At 47.2% G+C, this 15,678-nt stretch carries 12 protein-coding genes; 7 read left to right on the top strand and 5 right to left on the bottom strand.

The annotated features are described in order from the left end of the window. Positions 1-2 precede the first annotated feature (2 nt). Complete coding sequence (pfkA, locus tag BUB18_RS12545; protein WP_073081194.1) at positions 3-983, bottom strand: 6-phosphofructokinase; 981 nt, start codon at positions 981-983, stop codon at positions 3-5. Between the two features lie 177 nt (positions 984-1,160). Between pfkA and BUB18_RS12540 the strand changes: the two genes are divergently transcribed. Together BUB18_RS12540 and BUB18_RS12535 are read left to right on the top strand one after the other, a co-directional pair. Further along, the gene (locus tag BUB18_RS12540; protein ID WP_245805658.1) at positions 1,161-3,248 is read left to right on the top strand and encodes a prolyl oligopeptidase family serine peptidase; all 2,088 of its coding nucleotides are present in this window, start codon (positions 1,161-1,163) and stop codon (positions 3,246-3,248) included. A gap of 222 nt (positions 3,249-3,470) precedes the next feature. Next, on the top strand, positions 3,471-4,373 hold the full coding sequence (locus BUB18_RS12535) for an SDR family oxidoreductase (RefSeq protein ID WP_073081191.1): 903 nt from the start codon (positions 3,471-3,473) through the stop codon (positions 4,371-4,373). A 9-nt stretch (positions 4,374-4,382) separates the two neighbouring features. Here the strand turns inward: BUB18_RS12535 and BUB18_RS12530 are convergent, their stop codons facing one another. From BUB18_RS12530 to BUB18_RS12520, 3 genes are all read right to left on the bottom strand, one after another. Beyond that, a complete protein-coding gene (locus BUB18_RS12530; protein WP_073081189.1) occupies positions 4,383-5,315 on the bottom strand; it encodes an HU domain-containing protein in 933 nt (310 codons plus the stop codon). Positions 5,316-5,482: 167 nt separating this feature from the next. After that, entirely contained in the window at positions 5,483-7,144 is a 1,662-nt protein-coding gene (locus BUB18_RS12525; RefSeq protein ID WP_073081188.1) for a TonB-dependent receptor, read from the bottom strand. 43 nt (positions 7,145-7,187) lie between these two features. Beyond that, a complete protein-coding gene (locus BUB18_RS12520; protein WP_083549862.1) occupies positions 7,188-10,262 on the bottom strand; it encodes a tetratricopeptide repeat protein in 3,075 nt (1,024 codons plus the stop codon). A gap of 277 nt (positions 10,263-10,539) precedes the next feature. Between BUB18_RS12520 and BUB18_RS12515 the strand changes: the two genes are divergently transcribed. The 4 genes from BUB18_RS12515 to BUB18_RS12500 all read left to right on the top strand — a co-directional run bounded on the left by BUB18_RS12515 (position 10,540) and on the right by BUB18_RS12500 (position 14,045). Next, on the top strand, positions 10,540-10,944 hold the full coding sequence (locus tag BUB18_RS12515; protein ID WP_073081186.1) for a DoxX family protein: 405 nt from the start codon (positions 10,540-10,542) through the stop codon (positions 10,942-10,944). Positions 10,945-10,962: 18 nt separating this feature from the next. Continuing rightward, a complete protein-coding gene (locus BUB18_RS12510; protein WP_073081185.1) occupies positions 10,963-11,373 on the top strand; it encodes an acyl-CoA thioesterase in 411 nt (136 codons plus the stop codon). A 12-nt stretch (positions 11,374-11,385) separates the two neighbouring features. After that, complete coding sequence (locus BUB18_RS12505) at positions 11,386-12,654, top strand: CinA family nicotinamide mononucleotide deamidase-related protein (RefSeq protein ID WP_073081184.1); 1,269 nt, start codon at positions 11,386-11,388, stop codon at positions 12,652-12,654. 62 nt (positions 12,655-12,716) lie between these two features. Further along, the gene (locus BUB18_RS12500; protein WP_073081182.1) at positions 12,717-14,045 is read left to right on the top strand and encodes a dihydrolipoamide acetyltransferase family protein; all 1,329 of its coding nucleotides are present in this window, start codon (positions 12,717-12,719) and stop codon (positions 14,043-14,045) included. Positions 14,046-14,386: 341 nt separating this feature from the next. Here BUB18_RS12500 and BUB18_RS12495 read toward each other — a convergent pair whose 3' ends face one another. Then, positions 14,387-14,716: an RNA recognition motif domain-containing protein gene (locus BUB18_RS12495; RefSeq protein ID WP_073081181.1), complete on the bottom strand. Its 330-nt coding sequence runs from the start codon at positions 14,714-14,716 to the stop codon at positions 14,387-14,389. A 250-nt stretch (positions 14,717-14,966) separates the two neighbouring features. Here BUB18_RS12495 and BUB18_RS12490 point away from each other — a divergent pair, with 250 nt between their 5' ends. After that, positions 14,967-15,677, top strand: a complete 711-nt coding sequence (locus BUB18_RS12490) for a hypothetical protein (RefSeq protein ID WP_073081179.1) — start codon at positions 14,967-14,969, stop codon at positions 15,675-15,677. The last annotated feature ends 1 nt before the right edge of the window (position 15,678 follow it).

Raw genomic sequence — 15,678 nt, 5'->3', positions numbered from 1 at the left:
TTTTAACTCGCAAGAATTTTAACTATCTTAAACCATTCAGGGTCAATCTCCTGTTTTGCTTTCACCGCTTTGTCCAGTGGAGTGTACTGAATTTTATCATTCACTACACCGATCATTACATTGTGAATACCTTCGCGGAGCGCTTCAACGGCTGCATAACCCAGTCTGCTCGCAAGGATACGATCCTGGCAGGTAGGGGAACCGCCACGCTGGATATGACCGAGGATGGTCACACGTGTATCCAGTTGCGGGCAACTTTCTTTAATTCTGCGGGCTACTTCGTTGGCGCCTCCGGTTTCATCACCTTCCGCCACCACAATTAGATTAACGAGTTTTTTACGACGTTCGTTGGCCTGCAGTTCTTCAATAATTTCGTTTACTTCTGTCTTACGCTCGGGCATCAATACGTGCTCGGCGCCAGTGGAGATCCCGCTGTGTAATGCAATGTAACCGGCATCACGGCCCATTACCTCAATTACAAACAAGCGATCGTGTGCATCTGCAGTGTCCCTGATCTTGTCAATGGCTTCAATCGCAGTGTTTACAGCTGTGTCAAATCCAATCGTAGAATCAGTACCCGCAATGTCCTTGTCAATAGTACCAGGCAAGCCTATACAAGGAATGTCAAATTCCTGGCTGAACTTCTGCGCTCCATTAAATGATCCATCACCGCCTATCACGACAATGCCATCAATGTTGTGCTTCTTCAGATTCTCATAAGCCTTTTTTCGCCCTTCATATTCATAGAACTCTTTGCACCGGGCGGTCTTCAATATGGTGCCTCCGCGTTGAATGATGTTGGCAACAGATTTTGACTCCATCTGGAAAATGTCGTTCGTCAACATTCCCCGGTAGCCATACATGACGCCAAATACATTCAGCTGATGATAAATGCCCGTTCTTACGACAGCACGAACTGCGGCGTTCATGCCAGGAGCATCTCCTCCTGAGGTAAGGACTGCAATGTTGTTCAATTTTTTCATATAAATTGCTAAAAAAATATCTTAAGGGCGCACAAAAATAACATTTTGGAATTGTTTTTCTAACTGTTATCTCATGAAATAACCTAAATTTTTAATTTTCATCAAACAAAGTAGAATTTTTTTTTAAAAATTATAGGCATGTTGAAAAAAACTAATAGGAGTTTGTTAATTATGAGTATGACTATTTTGACGGGACAGGCCATGGCACAGCATTCTGGAAATATCAAGTATCCGGAATCGAAGAAAATCGATGTAACAGACGATTACCACGGCACAAAGATTTCCGATCCCTATCGCTGGCTCGAAGACGACAACTCACCAGAAACCAAAGCCTGGGTACAGGCACAAAACAAGGTAACACAGGATTATCTTGCCACTATCCCTTTCCGAAAAGATGTTAAAATAAGATTAGAAGAACTCTGGAACTATCCGAAGTCTTCCGCTCCTTTCAAAAAGGGTAATTATTACTATTTCTACAAAAATGACGGACTTCAGAACCAGTCCATCCTCTATCGCTCCACCACCCCGCAGGGCCCTGGTGAAGTGTTTATCGATCCCAACAAATTGTCCGATAACGGTACCGCCGCCCTCGGCAGCATCTCCTTCTCCAAAGATGGTAAATATGTTGCCTACCTGATCGCCAGGGCTGGCTCGGACTGGCAGGATGGCTTCGTAATGGACGTAGCTACCAAACAACTCCTCTCCGATAAACTGGAATGGATTAAGTTCAGCGGTTTCTCCTGGAAAGGCGATGGCTTCTACTACAGCCGCTACGATAAGCCGGACGAGTCCTCTAAACTCTCCCGTAAAAATGAATTTCAGAAAGTATACTTCCATAAGGTAGGCGACCCGCAGGAAAAAGATGTGCTGGTTTATGAGGACAAACAACATCCCCTCCGCAACGCCGGCGTTGGAGTAACCGAAGATGAACGTTTCCTCATCCTCAGCACCACCGAAGGTACATCCGGCGCTGAAATCAGTGTTTGGGACCTGAAAAACCCTGCTCAGAAGAATTTCAGTCTCCTCATACCTGGTTTTAAATTTGAACCGGATGTAATCGACAACAACGGTGATAAACTGCTCGTGCGCACCAACCACAACGCGCCGAACTATAAAATCGTAGAAATCGATCCTGCTCATCCGGAAGAAAGCAACTGGAAAACCATCGTTCCTGAAAAACCGGAAGCCCTGCAGAGCGTAGGTACCGGCGGCGGTAAGCTGTTTCTCAACTACCTGAAAGATGCTTCCTCCTATGTATATCAATATGATTACAATGGCAAAAACGGGAAAGTGGTGAAACTGCCGGGCATCGGATCTGCCGGTGGCTTTGGCGCAGATAAGGACCAGAAGGAGTTCTATTACAGCTATTCCTCTTTCGTTACACCGGCTACCATCTATAAATATGAGATCAGCAGCGGTAAATCTACCCTGTTCAGCAAGGCACAGGTGAAATTCAACCCGGAAGAGTACGAAACCAAACAGGTGTTCTTCCCTAGTAAAGATGGTACCAAAGTGCCGATGTTCGTTTCCGGTAAAAAAGGATTCAAACTGGATGGCAACAATCCGGTGCTGATATATGGTTACGGTGGCTTCAATATTCCGCAAACGCCGGGCTTCAGCGTGTCTAACCTCTATTTTATGGAGCAGGGTGGCCTCTACGCAGTAGTATGCCTCCGCGGTGGCAGCGAATACGGCGAGGCATGGCACAAAGCCGGTATGATGGAAAAGAAACAAAATGTTTTCGATGACTTCATTGGCGCCGCCGAATACCTGGTAAAGGAAAAATATACCAACCCATCCAGGATCGCCATCCGTGGCGGCTCCAACGGTGGATTGCTGGTAGGAGCCTGCATGACGCAACGCCCTGATCTGTACAAGGTAGCATTGCCAGCAGTGGGTGTAATGGATATGCTCCGCTTCCAGAAATTCACCATCGGCTGGGCATGGGTAACCGAATACGGTAGCAGCGATAATGCGGAGCAGTTTAAGTATCTCATTAAATACTCACCGCTGCATAACCTGAAACCAGGTGTGTCGTATCCGGCGACCATGGTTACCACCGCTGATCACGATGATCGCGTGGTACCAGCCCACTCTTTCAAATTTGCAGCTACTTTGCAGGAAGATAATGCCGGCCCTAATCCGGTGCTCATCCGCATTGAAACGCAGGCAGGACATGGTGCCGGTAAGCCTACTTCCAAACTGATTGATGAGGCAACTGACCTGTGGTCGTTTACTATGTATAATCTGGGAATGAAGAAATAGGTTTTTTACGAAATAGTCGGAAGACCTTCGGTCCTCCGACTATTTCGGTAGCGCATCCCCGGCGATGCGCTACCGAAATGCGAAAATCTACCGAGGGGGAGGTCGCGCACCAGCGCGGCCTCCCCCTCGAATTTTACCGGCACCGAAGGTGCCTGGTAAAATTCGAGGCCAGCCAGCAAAAAATTTTCCTTATCTTTAAAAGATAGCGTAAGAACTTGGCTTATGAACGTACTAATCACAGGCAGTAACGGACTTCTGGGTCAGCATTTGATTCCACTATTTCTGAAAGACAGTAAATACAATGTCATCGCCACCGGGAGAGGACCCAACCGGATCCCGCAACGCGATAACTACGTCTATGAGCCCTCGAACCTCCGAACCCCCGGGGCGGCAGCATCTCTCATAGAAAAATATAAACCTGAAATCATTATTCATACTGCGGCCATGACGCAGGTAGATGAATGTGAGAAAAATAAAGACGCCTGCTGGGATATGAACGTAGGCGTTACCCGCTACCTCGTGCAGGCAGCAGAAAAATCAAATGCATTCTTCCTGTTTGTATCCACCGACTTCATCTTTGATGGCCTCAGCGGACCATATTCGGAAGAAGCACTTCCCAACCCGATCAACTACTACGGTACCAGCAAGGTGGCCGCAGAAAGAATTGTGCAAAACAGTAAGCTGCAATGGGCTATAGCACGCACCGTGCTGGTATATGGTACCGTACACGATGCACAACGCAGCAACATGATCACCTGGGTTAAAAATAATCTCCAGCAAAATAAAAAGATAAAGGTGGTAGACGATCAGCTGCGTACACCCACGCTCTGCCAGGATCTGGCACTGGGCTGTAAGCTCATCGTGGATAAAAAAGCTACCGGCGTTTTCAATATTTCCGGCAACGAAACCCTCACGCCTTACGATATGGCCCTGAAAACAGCCAATTACTTCAATCTCGATACTTCCCTGATCGAAAAAATCAGTTCAAAGAGTTTGGCGCAGCCCGCGGCACGTCCTGCAAAAACAGGCCTGATCACCGAAAAGGCTGAAAAAGAACTCGGCTACAACCCCCGTACCTTCGCTGAAGGATTGGAAATTGTAGCCGAAGAGCTTAGCGGGAAATAAATATGCTATTTAGTGCTTTTCCAGGTGAATGGGTCTGAATTTGCCGAATTCCTGCCGTACTTTTTCAAGTGCAGCAATAGTATCTGCATTGTCAATTTCTACTGCCAGGTGGTATGCACTGTCTTTTTGATACATGATAACCTTCCGTCTCCATCCCAACTGGCTCTTCAGTTCCTTTGCAGCAACTGCACTGTCTTTTGTGGTCATATACACTGCCACGTATTTTGAAGTATCAACGATAGGCATCGCTGCACTACTGTCTACCGACATACTATCCACCGGTGCGGTCTGTACAGCCGGCGTATCCTGAATCACAGAATCCATCGGGATATCGGTAGTCGTATTTGCATGGTGACTTTGCTGGTTAATGTACCACCAGGCGCCTGCTGCTGCAGCAACAACTGCCAGGGCGGCTACCGCCCACCACCATTTAAAACTGCTTTCTTCTTCAATAGCCTCCAATACATTTTCTACTTCCTCCGTCATCACAGGTTCTATAGGTTCTACAGGAGCCGGAGCGGAAGTAGTAACCTCCTCTTCTTCTTCCCGGATAGGAAACAGGTCGAGAGATTCCTGGGTTACCGGCAGCTTTTCGGCAAAAAAATGAATGTTTCCTGCAAAATCGCCCTGTAAAGTCCCAATTCCGGGCAATTCCATCGGTTTGCCGGTACGCAGCTCGGCTTTTATTTCCTCCAGGTACTTATCCAGTTTACGTTGGGCAACGGAAGGTACCAGGTTCTCTTTCAGGGCAATCCATTCCACGCAGGATCCGTCATCCTGGTAGGTTTGACTAAATAACACCTGATCCCACGGGGGTGTCAGCGTTTGGCTGTTGACGTTATATTGGGCCGGGAAATGTTGTAAGGTAAAGGTGCCTAACTGTGGGATTACACAAACGCGCTGTCTGAAGAGTACTTCCTGTATGTATTGCTGCAAGATCATAGAGATAGTTAATAATTACATTGACCAAAACGTGATTGTATCGAATGCCGCGAAAGAAAGGGACCTTCGGTCCCTTTCTTTCGCGGCTCCTGGTTGCTGCCGAAGGCAGCAACCAGGAGCCGCCACAATGAATACGATGTCACAATAGCTTAATTACCAATATGAATTTAGAATTTAAATAGCAACCCACCAACTATATTAAAGCCATAGGATGGATATAAGTAATAGCGTTGGTAGTGGGAATTGAAGATGTTATTGGCATTCACCCACAAACCAAAGTTCTTCGTAATGTCGTAAGAGGCTCCCAAATTCATATCCCAGGCACCATCTGTTTTACCGAAATCAGTTTTATCAGGGAACAGGTAATATGCACCGCTCATGCTAAACAGATCAGCATTCAGGTGCAGCTTTTTACCAAGCAGATACGTAACATTCAGATTTCCCTGGAAAGCAGGCAGTGCCCATGGCTTCTGCTGCGTTTCCTGTTTGTTATAGTTAAACCAGTCGAACGATACGCGCGCCTGGAATTTTTCTTCCTGGATGTATCCTACTTCCGCATGCAGCTGGAACGCGCGCATTTCCGCCTCGTTCAGGGTGATGAAACGTTTGGAATCCAGGGTGTCATTGATGAACAGTGGCAGGTTGTACCAGGTTACAGACGCAAACTTGGTATTGTAGTTAAAGTGACTGCCCAACGTTCCTTTGATACCGGTATATTTTTCCTCTATACGGGTGTTCTGCATATCGCTCAGGCTACCGAGGAAATACGGATTACGTCCGGTGAGGTTGCGGTAAGAATTCTTCTCAATATAGCTGATCCATCCACTGCTCAGGATCAGTTTCTTACGGATCAGGTGCGTTTCGTTTACGATGTCTGGCAGCAGGTAGAATTTGCTCACACCAGGCGTATTACTCCAGGTAGGGTTTACACCTGCATGTAACACAAACCCGGGGTAAATGATATCTACCGCAGGATGAATCGCTACTACGTTATTGTTGATTGTTTTATTGTCGCCTTGCTTGTAGTTCGACAGGTCCAGCACTCCTTCCGCCTGCAGGAATATGTTTTCGAAGATCTGCTTGCGCACTGGCAGGTTCACCATGAAAGCGCCTTCGTTGCGTTTATAATTATCGTTGAAATAGATAAACTTCACTTTCGGCTTAATGGAAAACGCCCAGTCGTTGTTTGGCAGGTTGGAGCCGGAAACGGTAGCGGTGATCTGGTTAAACACCTGGGCGATATCGCTTTTTTCTACCGGTGTCGTATGGTCGTAACCGTAGTAATGCAGGCTGTTACGATCGTAGGCCAAGCTACCATTCAACTGAAATTTGTCCATCAGGTAGGTACCGGCAGCCAGGGTGTTCAATGTGCTGTAGTCCTGGTTTTCAATATCCTTTCCTTTTGATCCGGTATAATTTACAAAGAGACCATAGTTATACTGCTCATGGCGGCCGCTTCCAAAGCCCGCCTGCACGTATGGGGTGCTCAGGTTGCCATATCCCAGCTTCACAAAATTATTCTGCAGCAGGTCCAGCGAATCTTTACCCAGCGCCAGCGGTTTCAGCGGCGCCGCCTGATACATGAAGTTGAGGTTTAAGGAAGGAACTTCATACTTCAGTGAAGGCCGGGCAGTGTCCACACCTGGCAGGGAGGCAGTCAGATTCAGTTTGGCTGCATCGCGAAGGCGGGGCTGGTAGGTAGAAATGATGTCGATGGTTTCCTGTTTCAGGGAATCCTTTTGGGCAAAAGCTTGTTGATGCATCAGCCCGGTGAGGCCGAATGCGGCTATAAAGAAAAATCGTTTACCGTATATGTGATGAATGTTCATGCTGTCGTTATCTTAAATCCGGAGCCCGGACGCTGATGAAAAATTATTTCTGTTTTTTGCCGGCTGCTTTTTCATCAGCTTCGGCTTTAGCCAGTTTATCTTTAGCTTCCTGTTTCAGTTCCGGAATGGTAGAGTTGGTAGCGATACTCTGGAAGGTTGCTTTCGCATTGAAGTAATCCTTTTGTTTGGCATAAACATCACCCAGCAGGATATACGCTTTTGCTACCCAGTACTCGTAAGATGCGGTATTTTTGATCACATCAAAGCCTGCTTTCTCTGCGGCATCCAGCTCATTTTGCTGAAGATAGCTGTCAGCAATATCATAGCGTGCTTCGGCGCCGATCTCTGATTTTGTTAAACCGGTAACGGTTTTAAACTCAGTGATAGCGGCAGCATACTGACCATTTTGTTTCAGTGCTTTTGCATGATAGAAATGACCGAGGATCTGATCGTCGGTACTGTTGTTACTACCGGCCAGCAGCATTTCTGAGTAGTTGGTTACTTCATCCCAATGTTTCAGCATATAGTTACTGCGTAGCAACCCACGGGTGGCGGCCATCGTGTTTTCTTTGCTGCTGCTCAGGTCCTGCAGCTGTAAGTAGTAGCTACGTGCCTTATCGTAATTTTTAACCTGGTAGTAGTTGATATTAGCGGCCTGCAAGGCAGAACGTTCGGCGTACAGGCTGTTGTTGCGGGACAATACAAACTCGTACGCAGGTAAAGCCGTCGTATAGTCTTTATTGTTATAGCTGCACTCCGCCTTGTAGAAGTTAGCCGGTAATATGAACTGCCCTTCAGGGAATTTGCGGATGTAGTTGTTGAATGCGTTGATGGCGCCGTCGCAGTCGTTGCTGGTAAAGCGTGCTTCTGCTGCGGCATATGCCAGGGAGTCTTCAGCGGAAGCGGTTACGGTGCGACCGGTAGATTTCAGGAAGGCGAGGTAATCATCGGTTTTGCCTTGTCCTACGTAAATCGCTTTGATGCTCTGTAATGCTTCGCTGCTTTCCGGTGCACCCGGGAACTTCTCTACCACCTGGCGGTAATAGGTCAGTGCTTTGGACTCGTTGTCCTTGTTATAGTAGCAGAGACCTAATTTCAGCAGGGCACGGGGTGCATTGGGGCCGTTAGGTTGTTTCTGCAATACATTTTCCAGGTAAGGAATCGCTTCATTGAACTTCTCGGAGGCGAGATAAGTGTTAGCGATTTCCATATCTGTTTCATTGCCGAAGTTGCTGTTAGGGAACTTGTTGCCCAGCTGTTTCAGCAACGCCAGTTTCTCACTCTGCTTGCCCTGCAGGCCGAGGATAATACTTTTCTGGTAGGTGGCATAGTCGGCGCCTGGTTCATTATTGCTGATGATACGATCATACAGTGATAATGCTTTCGGGAACTGACGGAGCATATAATAGCAGTCGGCCGCTCTCACCATGGCATCGTTGCTGATGCGCTGTGCATTGGGGCCACTGGCTTTTTGAGCGGATTCGAACCATGGCAGTGCTTCGCTGAAACGGTCTTGTTTGAGCAAACTATAACCGAGGTTGTAGCTGGCAGTTTGCGCATTAGCCTCACCGGAGAGGATGGCCGTGCTGCCGAGATAGGCGTTCAGGTTACTGATAGCTGCTTCGGTTTTGTTCTGGCGCAGGGCTATTTCACCTTTCCAGAAATATGCGAGCTGTTTGATCTGCGCATCGTAAGGATTTTTGATGGCGATATCCAGCAGGCGGTCGGCCTCAGCGAGCTGGCCATCATTGATCAGCTGTGTGGCGCGGCCATAGGCCACTTTCTGGTAGGCTTTCAGCACGGTCTGATTTTTTTCAGGAATCATTTCGATGGTAGCCAGGCCTTCTTTATAATTATTTGAATTCATGAAGAGGTTGACCATGATTTCACGGGCCTCTTTATTGTAGGTCGAATTCGGATATTTCTGAACAAATTGCGTCAGCTCGGTGAGTGCAGCGTCAGGGTAACCCAGTTCATAGGATAATTTACCGTAGTTGAAACGGCTGATTTCCTGTTGCTGTGCGTTGGAGCTGTTGTTGGCACAATAAGCGAATGCGTTGCGTGCATTGGCTTTCTGCCCGGTGCGGAGGTAACAATCTCCCAACAGATACATAGAGTTCTGACCCAGGGAATCTTTAGCGCCACTCAGCTGCTTAAAGCCGGTGATCGCTTTTTGCAGGTTCCCGGTTTGATAGTAGGAGTAGGACAGCTGGTAGATATCTTCATTTCTTACTTCGTCGGAATTATCCTGGAACTCTTGCAGGTAGGGGAGTGCCTTTGGATAATTTTTCTTTTCGAAGTAGGCTTTACCCACCAGTTGCTTCAGTTCTGCTTCGTAATATTGGCCGCCCTGTTTGATCAGGGGCTCCCCATAAGCGATCAGCTGATCCGCTTTACCCTGGAAGTAATAGATTTCAGCGATGTAGTATGGAACGATGTTGCTATATTTCGGTTCTTTCACCACGCGCTGGAAGCTGTTAAGGGCTTCGTTGTACTGGCGGTTATTGTAGGCGATAAAACCGTAGTAGTAGTTGGCGGGCAGGTAATATTTCCCTTCAATTTCTTTGATGGAGGCAAACAGCGGTTGTGCTTTTTTGAAGTCCTTCACATTGAAGTAGCAGTAGGCCAGTTCAAACTTAGCATCGGCAATTTCATCGTTGGAGAGGTTGTCGATATTGGCTTTTTCGTAGTACGGAATAGCCTCTTTCAGTTTGTTGGCGTGGAAGTAATATTTGGCCAGCTGGTAGGATACCAGTTGTTCGCGGGCGTTGTTATTGAAATATTTCAGATAATCCAGCGCGATCTGTTCTCCATTTGCCTGCTGCAGTTTCAGCGCACAGATGGTATAGTAGTAATACGCATCTGACCTCACGAGGTCACGATTGGTTTCGTGCCAATAGGTGATGTTGTCGATAGTTTGCTTGAAAAGCTGCATGGACACGGCGTATTTTCCATGCTGGAAATATTGTTGCGCATCCTTGAAGGTTTTTTCCGGATCAGTGTAAATGCGCGTCTGCTGGGCGTGAGCGGCAGGTAAAGCCGCCAGTGTGGCACCGGCAAAGGCAAAAAGGGATAAGTACAGATGTCCCGGAACAATGATTTTTCTTATGACCTGCATGTTTTGCTATTATCTTGAATATGCGATTAAAACGAATACCGGGCAGAAATATTTTCTGTCCGGGCGAATACCTCCTGTTACATGATCCTCCAATCCGCTGTTTTGCCTTTACTAGTACGGGGAATAGTGCCGACAGAACAGATGAAAGCAAATATATATGTTATCTCCATTCTTTTCCGATTGTGTTCTACACAATGTGGATAACTCCGTATAGGCGGCAAAGGCATATACGCTATCTTGCGGAAAATCACTTTTCTTAGCAAAAACCTTACCTACTATGAGAAAACTGTTTTCGGCGGGTCATACCAATGGTGCCATATCTTTCTCGATGCTCTTGATGCGATTGGTTTTCGGGGGATTGATATTATTACATGGATGGCCAAAATTGATTGGATTTGCATCAAAAAAGAATACCTTTCCTGATCCTTTTCACGTAGGCCATGCCGTTTCGCTGGGTATGGTGGTGTTTGCGGAAGTGGCCTGTGCTATCTTCCTGATGCTGGGTTTATTAACCCGGCTGGCCAGTGTACCGCTCATTATTTGCATGTCAGTCGTTATTTTTGTGGTGCATGCACATGAGCCTATTGATAAGATAGAATTGCCGCTCATGTATCTGGCGGCTTACCTGACCATCCTCTTCGTAGGACCAGGGAAGGTAAGCATCGATAATCTGATTGCGTAATTAAAAACAGCATGGACCATGTTTATTAGTACAACTACAATACGGGTAAGATACGGAGAAACAGACCAGATGGGATATCTCTATTACGGCAACTACGCGCTTTATTATGAAGTGGGCAGGGCAGAAGCGATCCGGGAGCTGGGATTTACCTACCGGGAGCTGGAGGAGCAAGGGGTGATGATGCCTGTGGCGGAATTGAATGTGAAGTATTTCAGGCCGGCCACTTACGACAACCTCATAACGGTAAAGACTATATTAAAAGAGTTACCTAAGAGCTCCAAAATACAGTTTCATAGTGAGCTGTATAACGAAAAGGGCGAGTTGCTCAATGTGGGTGTTACCACGCTGGTGTTTGTAGATGTTAATACCAGGCAGAAATCGGGTCTTCCGGAAGTACTGAGAGAGCGCCTGGCACCATTCTTTAATTAAAAAACCTGCGACGTGGATAAAATTACTGTCAGTATCATCACCATTGGCGATGAGTTGCTTATTGGCCAGACCATCGACACCAATTCCGCCTGGATGGCACAGCAGTTGAATGCCATGGGCATCTGGGTGCATCGTCGTGCAGCCATTGGGGATATACGGGAAGATATTTTGGCTACGCTGGCAGCCGAAGCGGCCTTGTCGGACGTAGTACTGATGACAGGTGGCCTGGGCCCTACCGCGGATGACATCACCAAGCCTACCCTCTGCGAATATTTCCATACCCGCCTGGTGCAGGACAGGGATACCCTTCAGCGGGTGCTCCATATGTTCGAGAGCAGGGGGCTGCCTATTTTGCAGCGTAACGTAGATCAGGCACTGGTACCGGAAGCGGCCACCGTGATCCAGAATCACCGGGGTACGGCGCCGGGGATGTGGTTTGAAAAAGACGGAAAGATTTATGTATCCATGCCAGGGGTACCGCATGAGATGAAGGGCATCATGGAAAGTTTCGTACTGCCACGCCTGGAAACCCATTTCAACACCCCGGCGGTAGTACATCATACCCTCATTACCTCCGGTATGGGGGAATCGTTTGTAGCGGAGCGACTGGTAGACTTCGAAGCGAAACTGCCACCGCATATCAAGCTGGCCTATTTGCCAAGTTATAGTTTACTCAAGCTGCGCCTTACCGCCCAGGGAAAGGATAAAGTGAGCACCGCCACGGAGCTGAGTTTATACTTTACTGAGCTCAAGGAAAGATTACAGGATATATATGTTACCGACCAGGATGTGAGCATCGGCGAGGTGCTGGGGCAGGTGCTGCTGAAGCGTAAAAAAACGATGGGTGCCGCCGAAAGCTGTACCGGCGGCCTGATAGGCAGCTGGATTACCGCTGTTTCGGGGAGCAGCGCCTATTATAAAGGGGGCGCTATTACTTACTCCAACGACATGAAAATGAAGATGCTGGGGGTAAAAAAAGAAACCCTGGCTGCCCATGGCGCTGTGAGCGAGGCTACCGTAAAAGAAATGCTGACCGGGGCGCTGGACCTGCTGGAAGTGGATTATGCCATAGCCGTATCCGGTATTATGGGCCCTACCGGCGGAACCGATGAAAAGCCCGTTGGTACGGTGTGGATGGCTGTTGGCAGTCGCGAAAAAATGGTGACTGTGAAGTATCAGCTGCGCTACGACCGTGAACGAAATACACAGATGGCCGCTGTTTATGCGATGAATGAATTAAGGAAGCTGATATTGGAACTGGAGCCGGAAGAATTGAATTGATACAATTCCCTTATTTTTGTTCCGCACTAAACAAAGCTAAAATTCAAGCTAAAATCAATCTTATGGCTATTGTAGAACTGGTAATGCCGAAAATGGGAGAAAGCATCATGGAAGCTACCATCCTGCGCTGGCATAAAAAGCCGGGAGATTCCGTTAAAGTGGATGAAACTGTGCTGGAAATTGCTACCGACAAGGTGGATAGCGAGGTCCCTTCCACCGCGGAAGGTATCATTGCTGAACTCCTCTTTTCAGAAAATGACGTGGTGCCTGTGGGTACTGTCATTGCGCGCATTAATACCAATGCCGATGCAGCAGCGGACACAACACCTGCTGCCCCTGTAACTACTGAACCCAAATTTACTGCTGCAGCTGCTCCCGTAGTAGCTGAGCAGGTAGCTGAACCTACGCCTGCCGCTGCTGGTGGCGGCGCACGATTCTATTCTCCGCTGGTACTCACCATTGCCCAGCAGGAAGGAGTTAGCTTCGCTGAACTGGAAAAACTGCCAGGCAGCGGAACAGAAGGCCGTGTAACCAAAAAGGATATACTGCAATACGTAGCTGATCGTAAAGAAGGTAAAGTAATCGCAGATGTAACGCCTGCCAGCAACCAGGGCACTGCTGCCGCAGCGGCCGCTCCGCGCCCGGCAACGGCCGTTACCGTTCCTTCTGCTACTTATAGCGGCAATGTGGAAATCATTGAAATGGACCGCATGCGCAAACTGATCGCCAATCACATGGTGATGAGCAAGCAGGTGAGCCCGCATGTGACCAGCTTCGCAGAAGCGGATGTAACCAATATGGTAAAATGGCGCGACCGCGTGAAAGGTGAATTCGAAAAGAGAGAAGGCGAAAAGCTGACTTTCACGCCGCTGTTTGTAGAGGCGATCGTAAAATGCCTGAAGCGTTTCCCACTGATTAACTGTTCACTGGACGGCGATAAGATCATTATAAAGAAAGATATCAACGTAGGCATGGCTACCGCGCTGCCTTCGGGTAACCTGATTGTACCGGTTATCAGAAGTGCAGACCAGCTTAACCTGGTAGGACTTACCAAACAGGTAAACGGCCTCGCTAATGCGGCACGTAACAATAAACTGAAACCGGAAGATACACAGGGCGGTACTTTCACGCTCACCAACGTGGGCACTTTCGGTAGCCTCATGGGCACTCCTATCATTAACCAGCCACAGGTAGCTATCCTGGCGGTGGGCGCCATCAAAAAGCGCCCGGTGGTGATCGAAACAGAGCAGGGCGACAGCATCGCGATCAGGCACATGATGTACCTGTCCATGTCGTACGACCACAGAATTGTGGACGGTTCCCTGGGTTCTACTTTCCTGTCGGCCGTGGCTACAGAGTTAGAGAACTTTGATCCTAAAAGAGGAATTTAATAATGGTTACCTGGGGCCGCAAGCCTTGGGAATCCGAAACAAAAAAAGAGAGCTTTGCTCTCTTTTTTTGTTTCGGTAGAAATGCGGCTTTCCGCCGCTGTTATCCCGTAAGAATTCACAGATAAAAGGCGATTGTTGATTTATATGGCATATAACCGTCTTTCCGCCGCGATTATCCCGTAAGAATAAGAATATCGCAGATAAAAGTCGATTGCTGATTTGTATGGCATATAACCGGCTCTTCACCGATTGTCCATTAAGAATTTACGCCAATAAAAAAGGCGATTTCCGAAGAAACCGCCTTTTGAATTTTTTTAACAGCTTTACCGATAAAAAATAACTTAGTAGCGTCCACCACGATCGCCACGAGGACCACCATATCCTCCGCCACCACGGTTATTTCCACCACCTCTGAAATTATTGTTCGGTTGTTTTGGTCTTGCTTCGTTAACCATCAGTTGTTTGCCTTCAATTTCGCTACCGTTTAAGCTTTCCATAGCTTTGGTTCCTTCTTCTTGATTAGGCATTTCCACAAAACCGAAACCGCGTGAGCGACCAGTTTCATGGTCCTTGATGATTTTTGCGGAGGTAACCTCTCCAAAGTCGCTGAAAATCTGATGCAGATCCTCATCGTTCAACCTATAATGCAGGTTGGCTACGTAAATGTTCATGATAACTGAAATTAAAAAAATGAAAAATAATGTACTGAAGTTAGGAAATTAAAGCCAATAAAATAGTAGCCCTCCAAAAATATTTAAGATTTTATTATGTTTTTAGCATAACTACCCCCTTATATCGGCTACCAGCTTGTATTATAAGCGAAAAAATATTTTTTTCAGAAACCTGTTTTTGCAATTTATAAGCACATTTTGCGGGAAAATTTTCGTAAATTAATAGTATAATCCATTAAATTAAATTATCATGGGAGCCTTGAGCGAAACCTGGTTTGCGGATGGCTACATAGATTTCGAATTAAAGAAATACACGTTACTCGCATACCTGCAAGACATCAATCAGTACTTTGGTCAGCAAAAATTATATCCTCAGCTGGCCGATATCATTTTTCATTATAATAACCTGGTATCTTTTAGGGAGAACAAGCAGTTCCTTCAGCAGCGATTTCCCAAAAAGCTCAGTGAGGTAAACCTGGAAAAACTGCAGCTACTGTATGAGCAGATCATAGCAGACGATGAGCTGATGCAGGAGTTGGAAAGCATTATTGAGTACGCCATGAAAAAAATGGATGGTACTATCCGGGAGGGCACTGAGCTTTACGAATTTGTGGAAGATCAGCTGCACATTGCACCGGTGGGACTGGTGCCGCTGGAGAGTTCTGAAGGGTACATGTTCCTCAGCGATGGCCGCTTCCGGGAAGTGTTGGTATACACTTACCGGCTCACCATCTTTGAACGGGCCGATGAAAAATTCAGGGGCATTCATATGAGCTTCCTCGATACTTACAAGAAGGACCTGATGCATACCTTCGAATACATCAAATCCCAGCTGATCCGCAGTCATAAGCAGTTACCCAATCCCGCTGTTTACAGCGTGGAAACAAAATTAGTACTGCCAATCAACGAAACGTTGTTGCCGGTAGCCAAAAGAACCCTGGTGAAATATATTGCTGCCTGAG

It is taken from the genome of Chitinophaga jiangningensis (genome assembly GCF_900142605.1).
Taxonomy (GTDB): Bacteria; Bacteroidota; Bacteroidia; order Chitinophagales; family Chitinophagaceae; genus Chitinophaga; species Chitinophaga jiangningensis.
The sequence above is the reverse complement of the archived record's forward strand: the minus strand, read 5'-3'. Positions and strand labels throughout refer to the sequence as shown.

Bases quoted from the DNA above. Each gene is read 5' to 3' on its own strand.
- BUB18_RS12515 (WP_073081186.1), top strand. From the start codon at position 10,540: ATGAGAAAACTGTTTTCGGCGGGTCATACCAATGGTGCCATATCTTTC.
- BUB18_RS12525 (WP_073081188.1), bottom strand. From the start codon at position 7,144: ATGAACATTCATCACATATACGGTAAACGATTTTTCTTTATAGCCGCA.
- BUB18_RS12500 (WP_073081182.1), top strand. From the start codon at position 12,717: ATGGCTATTGTAGAACTGGTAATGCCGAAAATGGGAGAAAGCATCATG.
- BUB18_RS12520 (WP_083549862.1), bottom strand. From the start codon at position 10,262: ATGCAGGTCATAAGAAAAATCATTGTTCCGGGACATCTGTACTTATCC.
- pfkA (WP_073081194.1), bottom strand. From the start codon at position 983: ATGAAAAAATTGAACAACATTGCAGTCCTTACCTCAGGAGGAGATGCT.
- BUB18_RS12530 (WP_073081189.1), bottom strand. From the start codon at position 5,315: ATGATCTTGCAGCAATACATACAGGAAGTACTCTTCAGACAGCGCGTT.
- BUB18_RS12540 (WP_245805658.1), top strand. From the start codon at position 1,161: ATGACTATTTTGACGGGACAGGCCATGGCACAGCATTCTGGAAATATC.
- BUB18_RS12535 (WP_073081191.1), top strand. From the start codon at position 3,471: ATGAACGTACTAATCACAGGCAGTAACGGACTTCTGGGTCAGCATTTG.
- BUB18_RS12490 (WP_073081179.1), top strand. From the start codon at position 14,967: ATGGGAGCCTTGAGCGAAACCTGGTTTGCGGATGGCTACATAGATTTC.
- BUB18_RS12510 (WP_073081185.1), top strand. From the start codon at position 10,963: ATGTTTATTAGTACAACTACAATACGGGTAAGATACGGAGAAACAGAC.
- BUB18_RS12495 (WP_073081181.1), bottom strand. From the start codon at position 14,716: ATGAACATTTACGTAGCCAACCTGCATTATAGGTTGAACGATGAGGAT.